Source organism: Acinetobacter sp. CAU_H_60 (assembly GCF_058599385.1).
Genome location: NZ_CM178653.1, coordinates 3,015,922 through 3,040,351 on the forward strand (window position 1 = coordinate 3,015,922; position 24,430 = coordinate 3,040,351).

A 24,430-nucleotide genomic window follows, 5' to 3' on the forward strand; every position below is an offset into this window, starting at 1 on the left:
AGCTACTATACCGCCATCATGGAGTAGACAATACAAAACTTTCATGAATAATTTTTAGAATTTGCATGATTTTTTTTTATATAAAATTTAATTAAAAGTAGGAATCTATAATCGCTGTAACAGTTAAGTGCATTGTAGATTAGGCGGCCATTTGGCTTTTAGCTTATAATAGCTGCCAAGTTTATTTGGAATTTCATGTGTGAAAATCATATTTGCAGGCACACCAGAATTTGCAGCAACTGCATTGGCTGCGCTTCTCAAAACCGATCATGAAATTGTGGCGGTCTATACTCAGCCGGATCGTAAAGCCGGCCGTGGTCAGAAACTTACCGCTTCTGCTGTGAAACAGCTGGCGCTTGAACATGACATTCCGGTATATCAGCCACTTCATTTTAAGTCTTCAACTGAAGAAGGTCTGGCAGCTCAGGCTGAACTGAAAGCGTTGAATGCCGATGTGATGGTTGTAGCTGCCTATGGTCTGATTTTGCCGCAAGTGGTTCTGGATACGCCTAAATATGGTTGCCTGAATATTCATGGTTCACTGCTGCCACGCTGGCGTGGTGCTGCGCCGATCCAACGTGCAATTGCAACAGGTGATCACGAAACTGGCGTGACCATCATGAAAATGGCTGCCGGGCTGGATACTGGTGACATGATGTATAAAACCTTATGTCCAATTACTGCAGAAGATACCTCAGCCAGCCTGCATGATAAACTGGCTGCTCAAGGTGCTGAAGCAATTGTAGCGGTACTGGAATCTGAAGAAAAATTACAACAGTATTTAGCTGCCCGGGAAGTGCAGGACGAAGAACTTACCGTCTATGCTCATAAGCTGTCTAAGGCAGAAGCCCGAATTGACTGGAGCTGTACTGCCTCTAATATTGACCGTAATATCCGTGCCTTTAATCCTTGGCCAGTCGCTTTTATTCCTCTGGATGAAAATAACAACCTGCGGGTTTGGGGTTCGGTACTTTCAGAAAAAAATGCACACTGTCATACCGCTGGTACAATTCTGGCGATTGATAAACAGGGTGTGCATGTAGCCTGTGGTGATGAAAAAGCAGTATGTTTAACTTCACTGCAATGGCCGGGCGGCAAACCGCTCAATCCGGTACAAATTAACCAGACCCAAAAATTACATGTAGGACAATTATTGGCATGAGTCATTCTGAATCAGGCACATCTCACCTTAACTTGCGTGCCCAAGTGATTCGTACCTTACTTGCTGTACAGCAAGGACAATCTCTGGCCAGTATCTTGCCGCTGCATTTAAAGAAAGTGGCAGACCGTGACCGTGCCCTGTTCCATGAACTGGTTTTAGGTACTTTGCGTCAATGGTATGCGCTTAAAAGTATTACCTTGCCTCTGCTGGTGAAGCCTTTAAATAATGATACGGTCGAAACCTGTCTCTATGTCGGCCTATACCAGTTACTGGAAACCCGGATTGCACCGCATGCTGCCATTTCTGAAACCGTAACTGCAGTAAAGCAACTTGGTTATCAGGCTTTAAGTGGTGTAGTCAATGCCATCCTGCGCCGTGTTTCACGTGAAACATCGGAATTTCAGGCAGCACTGGATCAAGCTCATGGCCTGCCAAGCTGGCTCTTTAAACGTCTGAAAAAAGATTGGCCAGAGCAGCTTACTGAGCTGAGTCATGAACTGAAACAGATTGCTCCACTGACTTTGCGCGTAAATGAACGTCAGGTTAGCCGCGAAGACTATCTGGAAATTCTGGAAGAGCACGAAATTCCTGCCCATGCCTGTGCTGTTTCCAAGGTCGGAATTGTCCTTGATGCCAATGTACAAGTACCTGACTTACCTGGTTTTGATGTCGGTGGTTTTTCGGTACAGGATGAACATGCCCAGCTTTGTGCTACCTTGTTGCCAAATCTGGATGACAAGTTTGTGATTGATGCCTGTGCAGCACCGGGTGGTAAAACGGCGCATATTCTAGAAAAATATCAGCCGCGTAAACTGATTGCTTTGGATCAGGATGCCAAGCGCTTAACACGTGTCACTGAGAATCTTGAACGTCTGTTACTTGAAGGCGATCATGTTGAAATTAAAGCCGCAGATGCCATCACCTGGCAGGCACCGGAACAGCCGGACTGTATCGTGCTGGATGCGCCGTGTTCAGCCATCGGTGTAATGCGTCGCCATCCAGATATTCGTCTGTTACGTCATTCAACCGATATTACCCAGACAGTAGAGTTGCAAAAGCAGATTCTGGAAAATATGTGGCAGCAACTCAAAGTTGGCGGCACCCTGCTCTATATCACCTGCTCAATTCTCAAAGCGGAAAATGAACAGCAGATGGTCGAATTCTTTAGCAAACACCCCGAGGCTAAAGAAATTAAAATTGAAGCTAATTGGGGCATTGAACAGATCCATGGCCGTCAGCTGCTACCTAAAACCGGTCAAGGCGATGGCTTCTTCTATTGCCGGATTGAAAAAACTGCTTAAATGATATTGCTAAAAGAAAAGGTAGCTTTGGCTGCCTTTTTTATTGTTTTGATTTGAAATTCTTATTGTACAAATTTAAAAATCACTAGACTGGTCGCCAATGCCGCCATCCCACTGACCAGGCCATACACGGTTTCATGACCTTTAGAAAAACGTTTTGCAGTCGGTAAGAGTTCATCTAGTGCCAGATAAACCATCACCCCACCGATAATCCCAAACACCATGCCATAAATGGTATGACTCATATACGGCGCCAGAATGAAATAACCCAGCGCAGCGCCCAGAGGTTCAGCAAGGCCTGAAACCAGACTGGCCACAAGTGCATAATCTTTACGGCCTGTTGCACCATAAACCGGTAATGCAATCGCAACACCTTCAGGTACATTATGAATCGCAATGGCGACCGCCAAAGGTGCACCGAGTGCAGGACTTTCCAAAGTTGCAAAAAAAGTCGCCAATCCTTCTGGCAGGTTATGTGCACTAATCGCAAATAATGTCAGCAGACCGGTTCTTAGCAGTTGCGGCTGACTCAGATCCTGTTTCGATTGTGCCTCAATGGTTTCATGCGGATTAGGAACGAATCGATCCAGCAATAAGACCAGTACCACCCCCAATAAAAAGGCAAAAGTACCATAAGCAAAACCGGATTTTTCATCAAAGGCCAGGCTAAATGAACTGATCGATTTGTTTAGAATTTCTGTGAGCGAGACATAGATCATTGCTCCCGCAGCAAAGGCCAGTCCGAAGGCTAAAACCCGGTAATTCGGTTTTTTTAAGAACAGCACTAATCCCCCACCTACTAGGGTAGCCAGACCTGCCAAAAATGTCACTGCAAAAGCAGTATAGACTTGCACATCGGTAACGGGAGCAATTCCCATAAGTCTGCCCATTAAAAAGTCATTATCACCAAAGATGATAATGACTTTCATTTACAGCAACAATGTGTTTATGTGAAGATTTTTAGTCTTCTGGTTCTTCTGGATTTTTTGCCAGATGCATGACAGCCAGTGCCAGACCACCCCATAATAAAACCATGGAGAAAATCATCATAATCAATGCAGATGTATTCATATTCGTTCTCCTAACTATGACGATCTTTAACTAGACTGAACAAAATGGCGCCCAGAATAAAGAATGCAATGGTGCCCCCACCGATCAGCCATAGCGTGCTTGCAGGATAACCACCATAGCCTTCTGCCATGATTGATTTCAGGGTTAAAGCCAATGCCAATAATAAAGACAACGGCGTGATCAGGGTCAGCATGAACTTCCAGCTGCCCCCCAGTTTCAGGCTGGCAAACTCGTTCACATGTGTTTCCAGCTCTTTCATCAATGGACGGCGGAACCAGGACAGTAAAATAATCGATAACAGACCACCACCCACGATACCAATGTTATTGGCAAAGTAGTCAATGATATCGACAAATGTAATGGCACTATGCGTTGAGAACATCAAGGTGGATACAACTGCTGAACCACCCGCAATAATCGTCACTGACTTGTTCTTCGACCAACCCAGCTTGTCCTGGAATGCCGCAATTGGTACCTGCAGAATACTCACCATGGAGGTAATACCTGCCACCGTCAATGAACCAAAGAACAGGAAGCCGAACAGGTCACCGCCTGCACCTAAGCTGGAAATGATTTTCGGGAAGGCAATAAAGGCCAGACCGATACCACCAGAGACCACATCTTCAACTTTCGCACCTGAACTGAACGCCATAAAACCAAGCGCTGCAAAAACCCCAATACCTGCCAAGATTTCAAACGACGAGTTAGCCAATGCCACCACGACACCTGAACCGGTCAGGTTAGTTTTACGTTTCAGGTAAGAGGCATAGGTCAACATAATCCCGAAGCCCACTGAGAGTGAGAAGAAGATGTGACCAAACGCAGCCAGCCAGACTTTATAATTGGTCATGGCTTCCCAGTTTGGGGTAAAGAAAGCATTTAAGCCATCGACTGCACCCGGTAAACGTACCGCCTGAATCACCAGAATCGTGAATAAAATTACCAGTAATGGCATAAAGATTTTATTCGCCAGTTCCACCCCACGGCGTACCCCACCGTAGAGAATCAGCATCACGGCTGCCCAAACGATCACCAGACCAAAGAACAGTACAGGGACGAAACCGAAGGTCAGGCCCTCACCATTTTGCAGGTAGCTATTGAAGAAAAAGGCTTGTGTATCTGTGCCCCACTGCTGTCCAAAGGAATAAATCATATAGCTGCCGGCCCAAGACAGGACGCTGGCATAATAAATCCCGATGATCAGGGTCACCATGACCTGCCACCAACCCAGAGATTCTGCATTCATGAGTTTTTTATAGGCCATTGGTGGTGCTTTGCGGAACTTATGTCCGACTGCATAATCTAAAAATAATAGAGGTAAACCTGCTGCAAAAATCGCAATCAGATAAGGAATCAGGAATGCCCCGCCGCCATTTTCATAGGCAACGTATGGAAAGCGCCAAATATTCCCCAAACCAACGGCAGAGCCAATGGCTGCAATAATAAATCCTGATCGTGCCGACCAATTCTCTCGAGTATCTGTCATAGAACACCTAAACTTTAAACTTCATTCAATACTGCTTGTTATGGTTATGTCGCGAGCACTGAAGAAGCATTTCAATTATTTCGGGTGTTTGAATTAGAGTTATACCTTTTGGGCATCGAATTCTAATATACAAACAGGTCAGCTAGCCGGACAGCTTGCTTAAAGTCTGAGCAGAAAGCAGACCTTGTAGATGGTTCAACAATACTGACTTTTTCAAATTTTTTCTGTAATTTCTGCTTAAAACATTCTTTTTTTATAATCTATTCTTATCAAATGCTCAATAATTCTACGCTGAGCTCTTGATTTTCTTAGTTATATATAAACAAACTTTTTGGAATATATTGTTTTTAAGTTTTACTACAGTTTTCAAGCAATTTTTCGCTCTTAATTCATCAAGTATTAAATAGAAATTGAAAAAGTATTTTTTAAATCTTCTTCGTTCATTTTCTTCTGAATAAAAACAGAGCTATGTCTTAATTTATTCAGTCTATATTTTTGGCCTACTCTGCTGCCTTTTTAAGCAATAAAAATCAAAATTCCACAACCGGCCTTTCTTATGCCAATTGTGGAACAGTACTGATTGATTCGATCAGCTTAACATTTGATGACAAGCATACGTTCTTCCTGCATGTCACGAATCGCAGACTGAATGCCTTCACGGCCCAGACCGGAATCTTTGACACCGCCATAAGGCATATTATCAACACGGAAAGATGGAATATCATTGATAATCACACCGCCCACATGCAGATGATCCCAGGCATACATCATCTTCTGCAGATTCTGGGTATAGATACCGGCTTGCAGACCAAAGCGACTGCTATTAATACAGGCAATCCCTGATTCAAAATCGCTATAAGCTTCAATAATGGCGACAGGGCCGAAAACTTCATTACGGTAAATTTCCAGTTGATGATCTACCTTTTCCAACAGAATCGGTTCAAACATCGCACCTTTCACTTCACCACCAGTCAGTACATTAGCACCTTGCGCTACGGCATCTTCCATCCAGCGATGTAAACGTTTAGCTTCAGCTTCCTTGATCATTGGTCCTAGCAAGGTTGTTTCCAGATCCGGATCACCGGCTTTCAGATGTTGCAGTTTCTGAACCAGCTTGTCTTTCAGTTCTTCAAAAATATCCTGATGCACCAGAATGCGTTGCACACTGATACACACCTGCCCTGCATGACCATAAGCACCACCAATCAGACGGTCAATCAGCTGTTCGCTGAGTTCAGTATCTGGCTCAATCATCACTGCGGCATTCCCACCGAGTTCCAGAGTAACTTTTTTGCGGCCGGCACGGGCTTTCATATCCCAGCCCACGACATCGGAACCGGTAAAGCTCAGCAATTTAAAACGGTCATCTGTGACCAGTACATCCGCCAGATCACGTGGACACGGCAGAACTGAGAAGGCATTCTTCGGTAAATCGGTTTCTGCCAGAATCTCGGCAATTTTTAAGGCTGAAACTGGAGTCAGACTCGCCGGTTTTAATACAAATGGACAACCTGCAGCAATTGCCGGTGCAATTTTGTGTGCGGTCAGATTTAATGGAAAATTAAACGGACTAATCAGAGATACAGCACCAATCGGTACCTGTTTCACCATGCCCTGATAACCGGAAGCTGCGGCGGTGACTGCCAGAGGCAAAATACGGCCCTGATCCATCTGGGTGACCGCATCTGCCGCAATCTGAAAGGTATTGATCAGACGTTCTACTTCTGCGCCAGCTGCTTTACGTGGTTTGCCACCTTCGGCAATCAGGATTTCAGTCAGTTTTTCACGGATTTCATTAAACCGCTTCACACAATGCAGCAGAATTTTCTGTTTCTGGAAAGGTTCCAACGCTGCCATTTCTGCTTCTGCCTGAGTCGCAGACTGAATTGCCTTTTCTAAAGTTTCAGCATCTGCCAACGCGACACGTGCATAAAGCTCCTGACTATATTTATGTTTGACCTCCAGCCATTCACCCGTTTGTACCGGCTGTCCTGCCACATATAATGGATAGTCTTGATGATGTTGTGCTGCTGTCGATCCCATTATTCTGCCCTTCACATTAGCATATACATTTTAGAAATTACCTATATCATGCACTTACTGATTACGTTTAAGAAGATGTATTTAGGTAACAAAATCGCTCAATTTAAAGAAAGCGTAAGGAAAATTAGAAATGCGTACACAATTATTCACTGCATTATTACTAGGATTAGGACTGAGCAGCATAGGCCATGCCGATGTGATTGGTCTTAAAGCAGATGCCAGCTACTGGAATTTTGACGGTTATAGCCAGTCTGCCAATGCCAGCAAACAGGATCTGGATCGCCAAGGCACGGCTCAACTGTCTGTCGCATTTGAACATCCAGTACCACTACTGCCAAATGCCAAAATCAAATATGTGAATCTGGACAATAATAGCGAACAAAGCACCCCGCTGAGTGCTGCCGATATCGAACTCAATAATATCGACTATATTCTGTATTACGAACTGCTGGATACCATTGTCCATGCTGATATCGGTGCAGGTCTGACTAATCTGGATGGTACAGTCAGAAACCTGAATGCAGGTGCCCTGACTCAGTACGATCTAGATGAATACAGTCCATTAATCTATGCTACCGCTGGGGTAAAACTGCCATTTACTGGCATGAGTGCTAAAGCTGAAGCGGTTTACAGTCATGGTAGCGATATTAAAAAGACTGATGTTCAGGCTGAACTGCAATATGACTTTATTGATAACCTGCTGGTTGATGTAGGCGCTAAGGTCGGTTATCGCATCATGAATATTGATGCCGAACAAAATAATGCACCAGACTTGGAACTGGAATTTAAAGGTCCTTATGTTGGCTTAGATATACACTTCTAAATAATATAATGAGTTATGAAAATCAGTCCTTACCCTGTAAGCGCAGACGTACAAAGATAGATGTCATCGACGTCTATGCCAGCTTTCAGGTTCAGACTATTCTACAAACATACAGAGCAGGAAGCTCAAATACCTAAAAACAAGAAGAATAAAGCAGTGCACCAGGACGTGAGGTACGACAGGAGTTATACCTAAGCACGAGATACAAAAAAAGCCCCAACAGGATGTTGGGGCTTTTTTTATCTATAAATTCTTAGCATTGCTTAACAGTTCCGAGCTAAAAATCCAACATTGTAAGAATCGCCTTGTTGTTAATCTGAAAATCCTCACATTTTTTGGGAACAGCAATCATGGTAAAAAAGGTCCTCTTTATTACTTCAAACCAAGGCGTTGAACATGATGAACTGGTCGAGCCTTTAAATTTTCTAAAATCCAAAGGATTTGAAGTGATTCATGCGGCAGAAAAAAATGAAGAGGTGGCAACTGTAAAAGGCGATACCAAAGCTGCTACCTCATATACGCCTGATACCAGTTTTGATCATGTCACACTGGATGATTATGATCTCTTGGTTGTTCCTGGTGGCACTGTGAATGCAGATACGCTAAGAATCAATGAATCTGCCCAGAAAATCGTGCAGCATTTTGCTGATCAGCAAAAACCAATTGCCGCAATCTGTCATGGGCCATGGGTTCTGATTGATGCACAGCGAATTAAGGATAAAAACCTGACCTCGTATAAGAGCATCAAACTGGATCTGGAAAATGCCGGTGGTAAATGGGTCGATGAACAGGTTCATCGCTGCAATACCGGTGACTGGGTGCTAATTACTTCACGTAATCCGGATGATATTCCTGCTTTCAATGACGCCATCTTAAAAGAACTGGAAGACAATGCTGCCTAAGTTCAAACCATAAAAAGCCTCCATCTGGAGGCTTTTTTATTTTCTTGATCTATTTTATTTAAATGCCGCCTTTCAGGCTTTTTAGATAAGCCACTACATCTTTATTACCGGCCATTTCTGCCAGTTCCAACGCGGTATAGGTACTGCGATGATCGACATCTGCGCCTTTGCTAACCAAGAGTTTGACTACTTCCAAATGATCGTTTTCAGCCGCGGCTTGCAAAGCGCTATAGCCTTCTTCATCGGCAGAATTGACGTCCAGACCTTCCAGCAGACCCTGCTCAACCTGATCAACATCACCGATTGAGGCCCAGTACACCAGTTCAGGAAGATGCAGTTCGTCGTCATCTTCAGGGATTGGGGAGATAGAATTAAATTCCATGATTTTCTACCTAAAAATATCTTTATCTTAGAAATATTGCCTTAAATAAACCGTTATATAAACCTAATAAAAGTAATAGATTTTTTCTCTCTAACGTATCTTATCAAATCGATTCAGAGCATATTTGACATCTTCTTTCGAGTTCAATAAATATTTGCCTGTTTTATCTTTTTCAATTCTGATAGATAGCTTACTTCCTTGCGTGATTATCCCGGATTCTATTAGTCGGCTAATATCACTATTTGGAAGAATAATGTAGTTATTTATAAATGATGGTCCTGAAGTTGATCTCAACACAAAAATATAAAAGGTAGACGAGGCATCTTTTGAATCATACGATCTTTGATTAATAGTGAATTTATACTGATTATTAGATTCTGAGATATTCGCTGTTTTAACTTGAATATGGAAATATTTATTATCTTTGGTCGCTACAATATCAATCCCATCATCTACGGTCATAAATGAAGTATTAAAACCAAAGAAAAGTAATTCAGACATAACGGCAAATTCGCCTGCTTTTCCCGTATAAAGAGCGTTTACAACTGGAGGTGGAAGAACAATTTCAGGTGTAGCTCTTTTAATTTTGATTCGGTACATTCCTCTTCTAGGAGCACCCTTAGAATTTTTTGGTTTTACAAAATCAGATTTTGTCTTTTTCTTTGCAATATCTTTCGCTAATAACGATGATACTTTTTTAGATAATTCATCTAAGGGAGCACGTGTATGAGGATACTTTTCTACAATTGCTTCAGCGATCTCATCAACATGCATTTCCTTTTTAGCTTCTCTAAGAACGTCAGCAATCTGTTCAATTAATTCCATTACATTCCCTTAAATAAATTTTATATAATCTTAAAACGATATTTGACTTAATTATAATTTTAAATATAAAGCCTTTATAAATATTTAATCATGCTATTTGGTGGTTTACTTTTACAATAAAAAAAAGCCCCCTTTCGGAGGCTTCTTATTTCAAACTTGGTTTTAAGCTTTTGCAGGAATTGTATCTGCTGAACCAATCTTTTCAGATTCATCATCATGCATGATCAGAGCAACTGCAATCGCTGTAATCAGTACCGGTAAACCCACCGCCATAAAGTTAAAGTGTGCAGGCAGGTTCATACCGAGTAAGCCACCAATCAGGATCGGGCCAACAATCGCCCCCATACGACCAATCGCAGATGACCAGCCAATACCTGTTGAACGTACTGCCAATGGGTAGAACTGCGCAACATAGCTGTATAGCAACATTTGCGAACCGATTGATGCTGCACCAGCCAGGAACACCAGGATGTAAAGCAGGAACTGGTTAGATGCAAAGCCCATTGAGCTCATCACAATCGCACCCATCATACCGAGGAACATTAATACTGGTTTCAGGTGGAAACGGTCAGCCAAAATACCGCCGCCCACAATACCAACCACTGCACCCACGTTCATCGCCATCATGAACATCAGGCTGTTATCCATTGAGTAACCCGCTGCCATCATTAGCTTCGGTAACCAGCTGCTCAGCGCATACATAGTTAGTAGGCAAGTAAAGAAAGCAACCCAGAACAATAACGTATTTACTGCACGGCCACGACGGAACAGGCTCACCACGTTTGCTGCTTCAGGTACATTTTCCTGTGGCAGTTTAAAGGTTGTATTGTCTGTAACACTTAGATTTGGAGCCAAACGTCGTACAATTTGACGTGCTTTTTCCTGTTTGTTGTCTTTGACGATAAAAGCTAAAGATTCCGGCAGGAATTTCCAGATCACAGGTAATAAAAATAATGGAATACCTGCGATAAAGAACATGATTTGCCAACCAAAACTTGGGGTAAACCATGAACCTAATAAGGCAGCCATCACACCACCCACTGCATAACCACTGAACATGGTCGTCACCAAGGTACTACGCATTTTTTGTGGTGCATATTCAGAGGTGAGTGCGACCAGGTTGGGCATTACACCACCAATGCCCAGACCGGCAAGGAAGCGTAAAATACCGAACTCAGTCGGGTTTGAAGCAAAACCGCCGGCAAAGGTCAGACCACTGAATAATACGATACAGATCATGATCACTTTTTTACGGCCAATTTTATCTGCTAGAGAACCAAAGATCATCGCGCCAAACATCATGCCGGCAAGTGCAGTACTGGCAAGCATTCCCGCTTGAACAGCACTTAGGCCCCAGTCCTGCATTAATAAAGGTAAAACAACACCATTGATTGCTAAATCGTAGCCGTCAAACAAGATAATGAGTAAACACCAAGCAACTACATTGAAGTGAAAAGGCGTAAATTTCGCATTATCGACTACAGAATTTATATCTACTGTTTCCGTGGTCATCGTTCTCATCTCCCATGAGTACTTGTCCATAAAATCCTTATGAATATCCGGGGGAATATTCAAGTTTTAGCAATATACGCAAGTGAGATTTAGTGCACAATAAGACCAAATGATGGAGCAATTTCAGCCATAAAATAGCGGCTATTTGTGTGATTTATCACATTTTTATAAAACTAAATAATTGAATAATTAGACATTTATTACTCTCATTAAAATGCTTATATAAATAGTCTATAGACCAATGATTTTTTGATTTATTCAATTTTTTATGAATGATTTTTATACTTTAAACAAAAAATCCCTTTCTTATGAAAGAGATCTTTTGACTTAATTAAGATTTATAGCAAGTAGATTGGCAAAAAGTGACTAGGTTTTAATAGAATTCAGCTTCTGTTTCGCCAGTAAGGTCTCAGCATTTCGTTCTGCATTCAGATCTTTACGTACAATCATAGCCACTGAAATCGCGCCAATAATGGCTGGAATCGCAACTGCCAGGAAGTTCATTTTATGTGGCAGCTCCATACCCAACAGGAATCCAATAATAATTGGACCAACAATTGCCCCTACCCGACCGACTGCAGACGCGCAACCAATACCAGTAGAACGGATTGCCAATGGATAGTACTGAGCCACGAAACTATAGAGCAGAATACTGCTACCAATTGCCGAAGCACCTGCAGCAGCGACCAGCAGATAGATCACAGCTTGTGGAGAGTTAAAGCCTAATCCAACTAATGAAACTGCACCCAACAGGAACATGCCAATAATGACGGGTTTCAGATGGAAACGATCCGCCAGAATACCACCACCAATGGTTCCAACCACTGCACCAATATTCATGGCCATCAGGAACATCAAACTGTTACCCAGAGAATAACCCGCTGCCATCATCAGTTTTGGTAACCAGCTACCCAATGCGTAGACCATAAGCAGACACATAAAGAAGCAGCACCAGAATAATAAGGTACTCATGCTACGGCCCTGCTTAAATAAAGCAGCAATTGAAGCATCGGGTGCATGCACTTCATTCAGTACAAACTGGGTACTTGCAGTGACATTTTGCTCAGGACTGATCTGCTGAACAATTTTACTGGCCTTCTCATTTTGCTGTTTTTTTACCAGGAAAGTTAAAGATTCCGGTAAATACAAATACAGTATAGGCAGCATCAATAATGGAATACCTGCGATATAGAACATGATTTCCCAACCAAAACTTGGGGTAAACCAGGCACCTAATAACGCCGCCATAATCCCGCCGACTGCATAGCCACTAAACATGGTAGTGACTAAAGTGCTGCGCATTTTTTGTGGCGCATATTCAGAAGTTAATGCGACCAGATTCGGCAATACACCGCCAATACCTAAGCCCGCAATAAAACGTAGGATGCCAAATTCAGTCGGACCAGAGGCAAAACCGCCCCAGAACGTAAATCCACTGAATAAGGTCACACAAATCAGGATGACATTTTTTCGTCCAATTTTATCTGCCAGCATACCGAAGAGCATGGCACCAAACATCATGCCGGCCAGAGCGGTACTTGCAAGCATTCCGGCCTGAACTGCCGTCATATTCCATTCTTGCATCAGTAGGGGTAAAGCAACACCGTTGATTGCCAGATCATAACCGTCAAAAATAACGACAAATACGCACCAAAGTACGATCTTCAAATGAAAAGGTTTAAACTTTGCTTCATCCACTACAGCATTCACATTCACTGTTGTTGCTGTCATTTTTCCTCACCTCCAATTGTGAGCTTTTTTATTCTATAAAAAAATGAACGTTCATTCACTTTTGTATATAAAATGGATGATTCTTTAAACCTTGTCTACTGCAAAACTTACCAAGTTAGATTTTTTTAATAAAATTTAGGCTAAAGTCGTAGATCGAATATTTTTTAGACAGACCAATAAGAAAATAAGACGAAGTTGATTAATTATACTTTTCACGTTATTTATATTTTTATTATCTAGGCACAATTAGGAGTATATTTATTTCTTTTCCTAGAAATCTCACGCATAAAAAAAGCCCCCTGCATGAGCAGAGGGCTTTTTAGGAATAATGAGCTGGCGATGACTTACTCTCACATGGGAGACCCCACACTACCATCAGCGCTAAGAGGTTTCACTTCTGAGTTCGGGAAGGGATCAGGTGGTTCACTCTTGCTATGGTCGCCAGCACAACTGGTATGCTTACTCGCTATGGTCTTATCTACGTTGCTTACGCTTCGTTTGCCTAGCTTTCTTCAAATAGAATGCATTAACAGATGTATCTGAGTTGCTGTAGTTTGTTCGATTAGCTTAACTAAATCAAGGTTTCGTCTGATCGTTAGATCAATATGAAATCAATTGATGCTTTATATACAACTGCTTGGGTGTTGTATAGTCAAGCCTCACGAGCAATTAGTATTGGTCAGCTTCATGCATCACTGCACTTCCACATCCAACCTATCAACGTCGTAGTCTTCAACGGCTCTTTAGAGGACATAAAGTCCTAGGGAAATCTTATCTTGAGGTAGGCTTCCCGCTTAGATGCTTTCAGCGGTTATCCCTTCCGAACATAGCTACCCGGCGATGCGACTGGCGTCACAACCGGTACACCAGAGGTTCGTCCACTCTGGTCCTCTCGTACTAGGAGCAGATCCTCTCAAATTTCCAGCGCCCACGGTAGATAGGGACCGAACTGTCTCACGACGTTCTAAACCCAGCTCGCGTACCTCTTTAAATGGCGAACAGCCATACCCTTGGGACCTGCTTCAGCCCCAGGATGAGATGAGCCGACATCGAGGTGCCAAACACCGCCGTCGATATGAACTCTTGGGCGGTATCAGCCTGTTATCCCCAGAGTACCTTTTATCCGTTGAGCGATGGCCCTTCCATACAGAACCACCGGATCACTAAGACCTACTTTCGTACCTGCTCGACTTGTGGGTCTCGCAGTTAAGCGCGCTTTTGCCTTTATACTCTACGCGTGATTTCCGACCACGCTGAGCGCACCTTCGTACTCCTCCGTTACTCTTTAGGAGGAGACCGCCCCAGTCAAACTACCCACCAGACATGGTCCTCGCTCCCGATCAGGGAGCAGAGTTAGAACCTCAATATTACCAGGGTGGTATTTCAAGGACGGCTCCATGGCAACTAGCGTCACCACTTCAAAGCCTCCCACCTATCCTACACAAGTAAGATCAAAGTTCAATGTCAAGCTGCAGTAAAGGTTCACGGGGTCTTTCCGTCTAGCCGCGGGTACACCGCATCTTCACGGCGAATTCGATTTCACTGAGCCTCTGCTGGAGACAGCGCCGCCATCATTATGCCATTCGTGCAGGTCGGAACTTACCCGACAAGGAATTTCGCTACCTTAGGACCGTTATAGTTACGGCCGCCGTTTACTGGGGCTTCGATCAATAGCTTCGCTTGCGCTAACCACATCAATTAACCTTCCAGCACCGGGCAGGCATCACACCCTATACGTCCACTTTCGTGTTTGCAGAGTGCTATGTTTTTAATAAACAGTTGCAGCGGCCTGGTTTCTGAGGCTGCCAACAGCTCAAGGAGCAAGTCCTATCACCGCCGGCAGCGTACCTTCTCCCGAAGTTACGGTACCATTTTGCCTAGTTCCTTCAGCAGAGTTCTCTCAAGCGCTTTGGTCTACTCGACCTGACCACCTGTGTCGGTTTCGGGTACGATTCCAGTGTAACTGAAGCTTAGAGACTTTTCCTGGAAGTATGGTATCAGCCACTTCACCAGTAAACTGGCTTGCTATCAACTCTCAGCATAGAGCACCCCGGATTTGCCTAAGATGCATGCCTACTGTCTTCCACCTGGACAACCAACGCCAGGCTGACTTAACCTTCTCCGTCCTCTCATCGCATTACACTGAAGTATTGGAATATTAACCAATTTCCCATCGACTACGCCTCTCGGCCTCGCCTTAGGGGTCGACTCACCCAGCCCCGATTAACGTTGGACTGGAACCCTTGGTCTTTCAGCGAACGGGTTTTTCACCCGTTTTGTCGTTACTCACGTCAGCATTCGCACTTCTGATACCTCCAGCATGCTTCTCAACACACCTTCATCGGCTTACAGAACGCTCCCCTACCACTTGCAATAAATTGCAAATCCGCAGCTTCGGTACATAGTTTTAGCCCCGTTACATCTTCCGCGCAGGCCGACTCGACTAGTGAGCTATTACGCTTTCTTTAAAGGGTGGCTGCTTCTAAGCCAACCTCCTAGCTGTCTATGCCTTCCCACATCGTTTCCCACTTAACTATGATTTAGGGACCTTAGCTGGCGGTCTGGATTGTTTTCCTCTTGACTACGGACGTTAGCACCCGCAGTCTGTCTCCCGGATAGTACTCATTGGTATTCGGAGTTTGCATCGGTTTGGTAAGTCGGGATGACCCCCTAGCCGAAACAGTGCTCTACCCCCAATGGTATTCGTCCGAGGCGCTACCTAAATAGCTTTCGGGGAGAACCAGCTATCACCGAGTTTGATTAGCCTTTCACCCCTATCCACAAGTCATCCCCTGGCTTTTCAACGACAGTGGGTTCGGTCCTCCAGTTAGTGTTACCCAACCTTCAACCTGCTCATGGATAGATCACCCGGTTTCGGGTCTATACCCAGCAACTAAACGCCCTATTAAGACTCGATTTCTCTACGGCTCCCCTATTCGGTTAACCTCGCTACTGAATATAAGTCGCTGACCCATTATACAAAAGGTACGCAGTCACCACACAAAGTGGCTCCCACTGCTTGTATGCATGCGGTTTCAGGATCTATTTCACTCCCCTCACAGGGGTTCTTTTCGCCTTTCCCTCACGGTACTGGTTCACTATCGGTCAGTCAGGAGTATTTAGCCTTAGAGGATGGTCCCCCTATATTCAGACAAGGTTTCACGTGCCTCGCCCTACTCGACATCATCATATCAGCCCTTTCGTGTACAGGACTATCACCCACTATGGTTGCACTTCCCAGAGCATTCCACTAAAACTGATATGACTTAATGGGCTGTTCCCCTTTCGCTCGCCGCTACTGAGGGAATCTCAATTGATTTCTTTTCCTACGGATACTGAGATGTTTCACTTCTCCGCGTTCGCCTCATAAACCTATGTATTCAGTTTATGATACCGACCTTATAGCCGGTGGGTTTCCCCATTCAGACATCTCCGGATCACAGGATATTTGCCGCCTCCCCGGAGCTTTTCGCAGGCTATCACGTCTTTCTTCGCCTCTGACTGCCAAGGCATCCACCACATGCACTTAATTACTTGACTATACAACCCCAAACAGTCGTTCATCCCTACAAGTAGGATGAGCAACAGATTGTGATGATTACTCATCACTCTCATACAGTTGGCATCTCGTAGATTTAACTACCGTACAGCTTCAATTAGATTCATATACCAAAACGCTTGATTCAGTTAATTTCGCTAGTTCTCATTCAATCACTTCAACAATCAATCTTGCGATCTCTTGTTTCCGCTCTTTCATGAGTATGAACAAATTATTTCAACTCAAATATATTCTGTTAATGATTTAATGCATCCTCGTCGGACTGCATTACTGTGATAAATCACAGAGGTTAATAACAATGCCGCGCATTATACGCCGCTTTCTTACTAAGCTCTATAAGCTATCAAACCGTTTGCTTATTACGTATTCGAACGAATACGTGGTGGAGACTAGGAGAGTCGAACTCCTGACCTCCTGCGTGCAAAGCAGGCGCTCTACCAACTAAGCTAAGTCCCCAGCTTATCAATAAGTCAATGTTCTGATTTTCTGTTTTCTGGCAGATGGTGGGTCTGACAAGACTTGAACTTGTGACCCCACGCTTATCAAGCGTGTGCTCTAACCAACTGAGCTACAGACCCTCAGATACATCGTCATGAAGAACAACTTGTTGTGGATTCTTACCAATCGTCAATCTTTCGTTAAGGAGGTGATCCAGCCGCAGGTTCCCCTACGGCTACCTTGTTACGACTTCACCCCAGTCATCGGCCACACCGTGGTAAGCGTCCTCCCTAAGGTTAGACTACCTACTTCTGGTGCAACAAACTCCCATGGTGTGACGGGCGGTGTGTACAAGGCCCGGGAACGTATTCACCGCGGCATTCTGATCCGCGATTACTAGCGATTCCGACTTCACGCAGTCGAGTTGCAGACTGCGATCCGGACTACGATCGGCTTTTTGAGATTAGCATCTGCTCGCGCAGTAGCAACCCTTTGTACCGACCATTGTAGCACGTGTGTAGCCCTGGCCGTAAGGGCCATGATGACTTGACGTCGTCCCCGCCTTCCTCCAGTTTGTCACTGGCAGTATCCTTAAAGTTCCCACCCGAAGTGCTGGCAAATAAGGAAAAGGGTTGCGCTCGTTGCGGGACTTAACCCAACATCTCACGACACGAGCTGACGACAGCCATGCAGCACCTGTATCAGAGTTCCCGAAGGCACCAATCCATCTCTGGAAAGTTCTCTGTATGTCAAGGCCAGGTAAGGTTCTTCGCGTTGCATCGAATTAAACCACATGCTCCACCGCTTGTGCGGGCCCCCGTCAATTCATTTGAGTTTTAGTCTTGCGACCGTACTCCCCAGGCGGTCTACTTATCGCGTTAGCTGCGCCACTAAAGCCTCAAGGGCCCCAACGGCTAGTAGACATCGTTTACGGCATGGACTACCAGGGTATCTAATCCTGTTTGCTCCCCATGCTTTCGCACCTCAGTGTCAGTATTAGGCCAGATGGCTGCCTTCGCCATCGGTATTCCTCCAGATCTCTACGCATTTCACCGCTACACCTGGAATTCTACCATCCTCTCCCATACTCTAGCTAACCAGTATCGAATGCAATTCCCAAGTTAAGCTCGGGGATTTCACATTTGACTTAATTAGCCACCTACGCGCGCTTTACGCCCAGTAAATCCGATTAACGCTTGCACCCTCTGTATTACCGCGGCTGCTGGCACAGAGTTAGCCGGTGCTTATTCTGCGAGTAACGTCCACTTATCCCAGGTATTAACCAGGTAAGCCTCCTCCTCGCTTAAAGTGCTTTACAACCAAAAGGCCTTCTTCACACACGCGGCATGGCTGGATCAGGGTTGCCCCCATTGTCCAATATTCCCCACTGCTGCCTCCCGTAGGAGTCTGGGCCGTGTCTCAGTCCCAGTGTGGCGGATCATCCTCTCAGACCCGCTACAGATCGTCGCCTTGGTAGGCCTTTACCCCACCAACTAGCTAATCCGACTTAGGCTCATCTATTAGCGCAAGGTCCGAAGATCCCCTGCTTTCTCCCGTAGGACGTATGCGGTATTAGCGTCCCTTTCGGAACGTTGTCCCCCACTAATAGGCAGATTCCTAAGCATTACTCACCCGTCCGCCGCTAGGAATCAGGTGCAAGCACCCTATCCCCGCTCGACTTGCATGTGTTAAGCCTGCCGCCAGCGTTCAATCTGAGCCATGATCAAACTCTTCAGTTAAAATCATTTCGAACTTTATAAGTAAAGTTCTTAAACTTGGCTCATCAATTTTCTGACAAATATTTCTCAAATAAACTTCGAGTAATTTCTACCATTCAATCAATGAAAATAATTTCGATTAATCAACCAGTAAAAATCCACACAAGTTGTTCTTCATAATCTCTTAATGATCTTTCTAACATCTCGTCAATGCCAGAAGCTGGACTTCGATAAACTCAACAACTCAACGCTTCGCGTTTCGTTCGTTTCCGTCTATCTCGTCGGTATGGGTGCATTCTAGAGGATTTCAGAATCATTGCAACCCCCAATTCACTATATTTTTCACGTATGTATCTTTTTTCTACGAATTTCGTTAAAAAATCGCTTTTTTATCTAAATTTTGAGCGTTTTTCTTAAATAAAAGCCGTATTCATTGCAATTCAATTTAAAACAGTAAAATTTATTAAGACCTAATAACTATCAAAAAACTGTGATTTTTAAATAAGACCGTACAATTTAAGGGCTGTATCCAGAATTTTCTGAAACTTTCTTATATCAGCTTACATATTTTGCTGTTTTCTATCCGACTTATATATGGAGCTTTCTGTAAGGTTAAAATCTTAGCTGAATACAGATTTTTTCTTAACACCCGCTTTTAAGAAGCAAAAATGAGGATATGATCTTTCCAGATTTCAGATCATCCAGAAAGCTTACTTAAGCGCAGAAGAATAAGCAGAAGATTAAAATCGGTTAAGCCACATTTGAGTATCTATCTTTTACCCAATGCTGCATCACTTCCTCAATCACTTCTTTCTTGCCACTATAGTCTTCAGCAGCAAACAATAATTTGGCCCGACGTGGCAGACGTTCTTTGACTAATGAAAAGAGTAAATAGTGGGAGGCAAGATCTAATTGCTGAAATAAGGTCTGTGCCTGATCAAAAGATTTTTGTTTCTGCTCAGCAGACTCATATTCGAAGAGAAAACGCAAAATGAAATCGATGTCTTCATCAAACATCTGTTCAGTCTGGTATTGATACACCTTATTTACCTTTCTTTTTATAGATGGATTGAGATTCAAAAATGATCCATTTATCTCACCATGGATTTAACCTTAATCCAAGCTGATTCATCCATCTTTGTTTTGAATTTATTGAAGATTGAACATATAGCCAGACAACACCAATAAAAAAGGAAGAGATCTCTCCCAAAATCTCTTCCTTAGAATTGAATCTTTACCCGATCCATTATGTCATTATTATAGTTATTCACATTATATTAACTTGTCTCTTTACTTAGAGACCTGATCAATTATGGAGTTGTCTGTTATTGATCATTACCCTCTAGATATGCTTTTCACGGAATCTCTAGACGAATAAATCTTATACACAAAAAACCAGAAATGCAAGCCAAATGGCAAAATTTAAATGTTGTTTTTATAAGGTTTTTTTTGAATTTCTATATTTATATAATTCATATACAACTTAAAAAATAAAAGCAGGCCGAAGCCTGCTTTTATTTCAATAACTTAGAACCAGCCTTAGTCAACGAAGGTCACTTTTGCAATTGCTTTTTTGCTGGCCTGAATAATTAAAGTTACATTCTCTTTCACAGAAAAAGACGCATCAACCGGTTTCCAGTCCACTTTCACAGTGCCGCGGCCTAAGGCATCTTTAGCTTGAGCAGCATTTTTGGTTAAGCCAGCTTCACGTAAAATTGAAGTAATGAAGATCTCACCACCAAATTCGCCACGTGAAATAGTCACTTCTGGCGTACCTTCAGGCAGTTCACCTTCAGTAATGATATTACCTGCACCTTTATGGGCGTGAGCGGCAGCTTCAGCACCATGGAAACGTTCCACCAGTTCCAGCGCAAGAATGCGTTTCACTTCCTGCGGGTTACGGCCTTCTTCGATTTCTTTCAACAAGCCTTGAATTTCTTCTATAGATTTGAAGCTGAGCAGATCGAAATAACGCTCAATCAGTGAATCTGGCATAGACAGTACTTTCTGGTACATCGCGCCCGGTGCATCAAATACACCAATATAGTTGCCTAAAGATTTAGACATCTTGTTCACGCCATCCAGACCTTCAAGAATTGGCACAGTAATGCACACCTGCGCTTCCTGGTTATAACGGCCTTGTAGAGTACGACCCATCAACAGGTTAAAGGTCTGGTCTGTACCCCCTAACTCCACGTCAGCTTCTAAGGCGATTGAGTCATAACCTTGAACTAGCGGATATAAGAATTCATGAATCGCAATCGGTTGCTGGTTGTTATAACGTTTGGTGAAGTCATCACGCTCTAACATACGTGCAACTGTTTGTTGTGATGCCAATTGAATCAGGTCAGCTGCAGTTTTTTGTGCAAACCACTCCGAGTTAAACACGACTTTGGTTTTGTTTGGATCAAGAATTTTAAATACTTGTTCCTGATAGGTTTTTGCATTTTCCAGCACCTGCTCACGTGACAATGGCGGGCGGGTTGCGCTCTTACCAGTCGGGTCACCGATCATCGCAGTATAATCCCCGATCAGGAAGTACACTTCATGACCCAAGTCTTGGAATACTTTTAATTTATTGATTAAAACTGTATGACCTAAGTGCAGGTCCGGTGCAGTTGGGTCAAAACCCGCTTTAATTTTTAAAGGACGATTCTGCTTTAATTTCTTCAGAAGGTCTTCTTCGGAAATAATTTCGTGGGTGCCTCGTTGGATGAGGGCAAGTTGTTCTTCAGCCGGCAGGAAATTTGACATCACAAAATCCAAATACATCAGTTATTCAATTTGTGCGATATACTAACACTTTTTCAGCACATTGCAGGCTTAAGAATAATCATGACAGCGATCTATATTGGGGTAATGACCGGCACAAGTATGGATGGTGTCGATATTGTTGCTGCTTCTTTTGATCCACTTCAGCTTCATGCCACCCTCACCTTGCCTTTTGATCCCGATCTTCGTGATGAACTGATGGCGTTAACTTTGCCAGATGACAATGAAATCGACCGCATGGGCAAAGCTGATGTCGCACTGGCACAGATGATTGGTCATGGCATCAATACGCTGATTAAAGAAAATAATTTAGATCGATCTCAAATCAAGGCGATTGGCTCACATGGTCAGACCATCCGCCATCGTCCTGAACATGGCTTTACCCTGCAAATTGGTGATCCAAATATTATTACGGAAATTACCCAGATTCCGGTCATTTCTGATTTCCGTCGTCGCGATCTGGCTGCTGGCGGCCAAGGCGCACCTTTGGTTCCCGCTTTCCATCAGGATATTTTCCAGCATGACAATATTCACCGCGTGATTCTGAATTTAGGCGGCATTGCCAATGTGAGTATTCTGCCAGCAGGTCAACCAGATCAAGTTTATGGCTTCGATACCGGCCCTGCCAATATTCTGATGGATGCCTGGTGTCAGCGTTATACCGGCCAGCCTTTTGATGAAAATGGTAACTGGGCAGCTTATGGCACGCCAATCCGTAGCCTATTGGACCGTTTACAGGAACATGAGTTCTTCTCAAAAGAGCCACCGAAAAGCACTGGCCGCGAAGACTTCAATCTAGAATGGCTGGACGAACAGATTGCCGACTGGCGCAATGACCTTCAATATGATGAACTTGAAGATACACCAGAGAATGTGCAAGCCACTTTAATGAAGCTCACTACCCGCGCGATTAAAAAAGCCATTTACCGTTCTGGTCTGGATACCGGTGAAGTCTATGTCTGTGGTGGTGGTGCCTATAATTCGCATTTATTGGAACAGTTACGCTGGCGTTTACGCAAACATCAATGGAGCGTACAAACCACAGCCGATCTTGGCTTAAATCCAACTTGGGTAGAAGGCACAGCTTTTGCCTGGCTGGCGATGCGTTTTATGAATCAACTCAGCGGCAATCTGCCGGCTGTGACAGGCGCATCAGGTTATCGCGTTCTGGGTACAATTACCTCTGTATAAGAGCAGCTTTAAGCTCACTATATAATAGTTATAAAAAAGGTCTGCATATTTGCAGACCCTTTTTATGATGAAGAACTATATTTAGATCATGTCTAAATTCTTCCTAACGCATCATTAGTTTGGCATTTTCATTTCTAAATGCACGCAGGATTTGCTGTCCTGCACGACCGGTCGGGCTTAAACCCAGACGGTTCTGTTCCTGACGAATCGCCTGACGGGTTTTATCCCCAATTAGACCATCTACCTCACCAATATCATAGCCACGGTTTAACAGGAATTGCTGGATCTCGCGACGTTCCGCACGTGACGTACCCGGATCATCGGTTGGCCAAGCTGCCTGGATGCTTCCTTTACCTTGTAAGCGGTCAGATAAATGTGCAATCGCTAAAGCATAACTTTCTGCTGCATTATAGCTATAAATAGCATCAAAATTCTTAAAGACTAAAAATACCGGGCCATTTTCACCTGCAGGTGCCAATAAGCCAGCCTGAGAAGATTCTGATAAATTGCCCTGCAATAGCGAAGTACCGTCAGCGCGCACCACACCACGGTTCATCCAGCTACTCAGTGATTTTTTATTGCGTCGGCCTTCGCCTGAAACAGACATGCCTTGTGGAATTTTTACTTCAAAGCCCCAAGGTTGGCCAGTCTGCCAGCCACGTTTTTTCAGGAAATTGGCTGTAGAAGCCAGTGCATCAGGAATACTGCCGACTAAATCACGACGACCATCCCCATCAAAATCTACCGCTAGTTCATCATAGGTTGATGGCATAAACTGGGTGTGACCAAACGCGCCTGCCCATGAACCTTTGAGCTGGCTTTCATAGACATCACCACGCTGTAACAGTTTCATAGTGGTGAAGAACTCACCACGGAAATAACTTTGACGACGACCTTCACAACTCAAAGTACCCAAAGACTGTAATAAAGGATATTTCCCGGAAATGTCTCCAAAATTACTTTCTACGCCCCATACGGCTACGATGGTTTCTGCCGGCACTCCATAGGCTGCGCTAATCCGGTTTAATACCTCACGATGTTGCTGCAGTTTTTGTCGACCCAGTTGTACACGTTCTTCATCCACCAGTCCGGACAGATAATCCCAGATCGGAGTCGAAAACTCAGGCTGATAATTCAGCTTTTCAATCACAGAATAATCGGGTGTTAAATTTTGCGTATAACGATCGTAGGTTGGACCACTTACGCCTTGTGCAATCGCCTGACTGCGCAAATTGGCAAGACAATTCTGAAAATTATTTTGGGACGCATAATTGACTGGGCTGCTCGGCATAGAAGACATATCCGTTGATGTCACACGCTGACCATTAATAATCAGTTCTGCCTGTGCCTGTGTAGCAGCTAAAACCAAAGAACCAACAAAAAGTGCAAGCCGTTGCATAAGACCCTTAAATATTTAGATTTTGAATTATGTTTCTACCTTAGCAGTTCATGATGAAAATTAAAGCGCTAATGCGTAAATTTAAATTCATAATTCCTACACTTTTGAATTCATT

The 24,430-nt window shown here is 43.8% G+C and carries 16 protein-coding genes, 2 tRNA genes and 3 rRNA genes; 5 read left to right on the forward strand and 16 right to left on the reverse strand.

Annotated features, from left to right (window positions below):
* Positions 1-199 precede the first annotated feature (199 nt).
* Together fmt and rsmB are read left to right on the forward strand one after the other, a co-directional pair.
* On the forward strand, positions 200-1,162 hold the full coding sequence (fmt, locus tag AC4MBN_RS14355; RefSeq protein WP_312317752.1) for a methionyl-tRNA formyltransferase: 963 nt from the start codon (positions 200-202) through the stop codon (positions 1,160-1,162).
* Positions 1,159-2,463: a 16S rRNA (cytosine(967)-C(5))-methyltransferase RsmB gene (gene rsmB / locus AC4MBN_RS14360; RefSeq protein WP_419365145.1), complete on the forward strand. Its 1,305-nt coding sequence runs from the start codon at positions 1,159-1,161 to the stop codon at positions 2,461-2,463. The genes fmt and rsmB overlap by 4 nt, the downstream gene beginning before the upstream one ends.
* A 62-nt stretch (positions 2,464-2,525) precedes the next feature.
* On the opposite strand, the gene zupT is transcribed toward rsmB, so the two are convergent.
* The 4 genes from zupT to AC4MBN_RS14380 form a co-directional block, all read right to left on the reverse strand.
* Positions 2,526-3,341 carry a zinc transporter ZupT gene (zupT, locus tag AC4MBN_RS14365; RefSeq protein WP_312317747.1) on the reverse strand — a complete coding sequence of 272 codons (816 nt, stop codon included), beginning with the start codon at positions 3,339-3,341 and terminating at the stop codon, positions 2,526-2,528.
* A gap of 82 nt (positions 3,342-3,423) precedes the next feature.
* Positions 3,424-3,534 (reverse strand): methionine/alanine import family NSS transporter small subunit, encoded by a 111-nt coding sequence (locus tag AC4MBN_RS14370; protein WP_004780392.1) that lies wholly within the window; start codon positions 3,532-3,534, stop codon positions 3,424-3,426.
* Positions 3,535-3,544: 10 nt separating this feature from the next.
* Positions 3,545-5,020, reverse strand: a complete 1,476-nt coding sequence (locus AC4MBN_RS14375) for a sodium-dependent transporter (RefSeq protein WP_491880444.1) — start codon at positions 5,018-5,020, stop codon at positions 3,545-3,547.
* 594 nt (positions 5,021-5,614) lie between these two features.
* Entirely contained in the window at positions 5,615-7,063 is a 1,449-nt protein-coding gene (locus AC4MBN_RS14380; protein WP_491880445.1) for an aldehyde dehydrogenase family protein, read from the reverse strand.
* Positions 7,064-7,193: 130 nt separating this feature from the next.
* Here AC4MBN_RS14380 and AC4MBN_RS14385 point away from each other — a divergent pair, with 130 nt between their 5' ends.
* Both AC4MBN_RS14385 and AC4MBN_RS14390 read left to right on the forward strand, forming a co-directional pair.
* Entirely contained in the window at positions 7,194-7,886 is a 693-nt protein-coding gene (locus tag AC4MBN_RS14385) for a TIGR04219 family outer membrane beta-barrel protein (protein ID WP_491880446.1), read from the forward strand.
* A gap of 350 nt (positions 7,887-8,236) precedes the next feature.
* On the forward strand, positions 8,237-8,788 hold the full coding sequence (locus AC4MBN_RS14390) for a type 1 glutamine amidotransferase domain-containing protein (RefSeq protein WP_312317738.1): 552 nt from the start codon (positions 8,237-8,239) through the stop codon (positions 8,786-8,788).
* A 58-nt stretch (positions 8,789-8,846) separates the two neighbouring features.
* On the opposite strand, the gene AC4MBN_RS14395 is transcribed toward AC4MBN_RS14390, so the two are convergent.
* The 11 genes from AC4MBN_RS14395 to tyrS form a co-directional block, all read right to left on the reverse strand.
* Complete coding sequence (locus AC4MBN_RS14395) at positions 8,847-9,170, reverse strand: ankyrin repeat domain-containing protein (RefSeq protein WP_491880447.1); 324 nt, start codon at positions 9,168-9,170, stop codon at positions 8,847-8,849.
* Between the two features lie 90 nt (positions 9,171-9,260).
* A complete protein-coding gene (locus AC4MBN_RS14400) occupies positions 9,261-9,995 on the reverse strand; it encodes a hypothetical protein (protein ID WP_491880448.1) in 735 nt (244 codons plus the stop codon).
* Positions 9,996-10,157: 162 nt separating this feature from the next.
* Positions 10,158-11,507: an aromatic acid/H+ symport family MFS transporter gene (locus AC4MBN_RS14405; RefSeq protein WP_312319670.1), complete on the reverse strand. Its 1,350-nt coding sequence runs from the start codon at positions 11,505-11,507 to the stop codon at positions 10,158-10,160.
* 366 nt (positions 11,508-11,873) lie between these two features.
* A complete protein-coding gene (locus AC4MBN_RS14410) occupies positions 11,874-13,238 on the reverse strand; it encodes an MFS transporter (RefSeq protein ID WP_034171560.1) in 1,365 nt (454 codons plus the stop codon).
* 331 nt (positions 13,239-13,569) lie between these two features.
* Positions 13,570-13,684: ribosomal RNA gene (gene rrf / locus AC4MBN_RS14415) — 5S ribosomal RNA — on the reverse strand.
* Between the two features lie 202 nt (positions 13,685-13,886).
* A 23S ribosomal RNA gene (locus tag AC4MBN_RS14420) occupies positions 13,887-16,778 on the reverse strand.
* A gap of 399 nt (positions 16,779-17,177) precedes the next feature.
* Positions 17,178-17,253 (reverse strand) — tRNA-Ala (locus AC4MBN_RS14425).
* A 45-nt stretch (positions 17,254-17,298) separates the two neighbouring features.
* Positions 17,299-17,375: transfer RNA gene (locus AC4MBN_RS14430), tRNA-Ile, on the reverse strand.
* Positions 17,376-17,436: 61 nt separating this feature from the next.
* Positions 17,437-18,974: ribosomal RNA gene (locus tag AC4MBN_RS14435) — 16S ribosomal RNA — on the reverse strand.
* Together the 16S, 23S and 5S rRNA genes with 2 tRNA genes alongside form the textbook arrangement of a ribosomal RNA operon.
* 729 nt (positions 18,975-19,703) lie before the next feature.
* The gene (locus tag AC4MBN_RS14440) at positions 19,704-19,994 is read right to left on the reverse strand and encodes a hypothetical protein (protein ID WP_179993044.1); all 291 of its coding nucleotides are present in this window, start codon (positions 19,992-19,994) and stop codon (positions 19,704-19,706) included.
* Between the two features lie 498 nt (positions 19,995-20,492).
* The gene (tyrS, locus tag AC4MBN_RS14445; RefSeq protein WP_161792066.1) at positions 20,493-21,725 is read right to left on the reverse strand and encodes a tyrosine--tRNA ligase; all 1,233 of its coding nucleotides are present in this window, start codon (positions 21,723-21,725) and stop codon (positions 20,493-20,495) included.
* A gap of 63 nt (positions 21,726-21,788) precedes the next feature.
* Between tyrS and AC4MBN_RS14450 the strand changes: the two genes are divergently transcribed.
* Positions 21,789-22,916: an anhydro-N-acetylmuramic acid kinase gene (locus AC4MBN_RS14450; protein ID WP_491880449.1), complete on the forward strand. Its 1,128-nt coding sequence runs from the start codon at positions 21,789-21,791 to the stop codon at positions 22,914-22,916.
* 103 nt (positions 22,917-23,019) lie between these two features.
* Here the strand turns inward: AC4MBN_RS14450 and AC4MBN_RS14455 are convergent, their stop codons facing one another.
* Complete coding sequence (locus tag AC4MBN_RS14455) at positions 23,020-24,315, reverse strand: lytic murein transglycosylase (protein WP_419375186.1); 1,296 nt, start codon at positions 24,313-24,315, stop codon at positions 23,020-23,022.
* Between the last annotated feature and the right edge of the window lie 115 nt (positions 24,316-24,430).

What these genes read in the sequence shown, in the direction of transcription:
- AC4MBN_RS14455 (WP_419375186.1), bottom strand. Translation starts at nt 24,315, where the DNA reads ATGCAACGGCTTGCACTTTTTGTTGGTTCTTTGGTTTTAGCTGCTACA.
- AC4MBN_RS14375 (WP_491880444.1), bottom strand. Translation starts at nt 5,020, where the DNA reads ATGACAGATACTCGAGAGAATTGGTCGGCACGATCAGGATTTATTATT.
- AC4MBN_RS14400 (WP_491880448.1), bottom strand. Translation starts at nt 9,995, where the DNA reads ATGGAATTAATTGAACAGATTGCTGACGTTCTTAGAGAAGCTAAAAAG.
- AC4MBN_RS14380 (WP_491880445.1), bottom strand. Translation starts at nt 7,063, where the DNA reads ATGGGATCGACAGCAGCACAACATCATCAAGACTATCCATTATATGTG.
- AC4MBN_RS14405 (WP_312319670.1), bottom strand. Translation starts at nt 11,507, where the DNA reads ATGACCACGGAAACAGTAGATATAAATTCTGTAGTCGATAATGCGAAA.
- AC4MBN_RS14410 (WP_034171560.1), bottom strand. Translation starts at nt 13,238, where the DNA reads ATGACAGCAACAACAGTGAATGTGAATGCTGTAGTGGATGAAGCAAAG.
- rsmB (WP_419365145.1), top strand. Translation starts at nt 1,159, where the DNA reads ATGAGTCATTCTGAATCAGGCACATCTCACCTTAACTTGCGTGCCCAA.
- zupT (WP_312317747.1), bottom strand. Translation starts at nt 3,341, where the DNA reads ATGGGAATTGCTCCCGTTACCGATGTGCAAGTCTATACTGCTTTTGCA.
- AC4MBN_RS14385 (WP_491880446.1), top strand. Translation starts at nt 7,194, where the DNA reads ATGCGTACACAATTATTCACTGCATTATTACTAGGATTAGGACTGAGC.
- AC4MBN_RS14450 (WP_491880449.1), top strand. Translation starts at nt 21,789, where the DNA reads ATGACAGCGATCTATATTGGGGTAATGACCGGCACAAGTATGGATGGT.
- AC4MBN_RS14395 (WP_491880447.1), bottom strand. Translation starts at nt 9,170, where the DNA reads ATGGAATTTAATTCTATCTCCCCAATCCCTGAAGATGACGACGAACTG.
- AC4MBN_RS14370 (WP_004780392.1), bottom strand. Translation starts at nt 3,534, where the DNA reads ATGAATACATCTGCATTGATTATGATGATTTTCTCCATGGTTTTATTA.
- AC4MBN_RS14390 (WP_312317738.1), top strand. Translation starts at nt 8,237, where the DNA reads ATGGTAAAAAAGGTCCTCTTTATTACTTCAAACCAAGGCGTTGAACAT.
- tyrS (WP_161792066.1), bottom strand. Translation starts at nt 21,725, where the DNA reads ATGTATTTGGATTTTGTGATGTCAAATTTCCTGCCGGCTGAAGAACAA.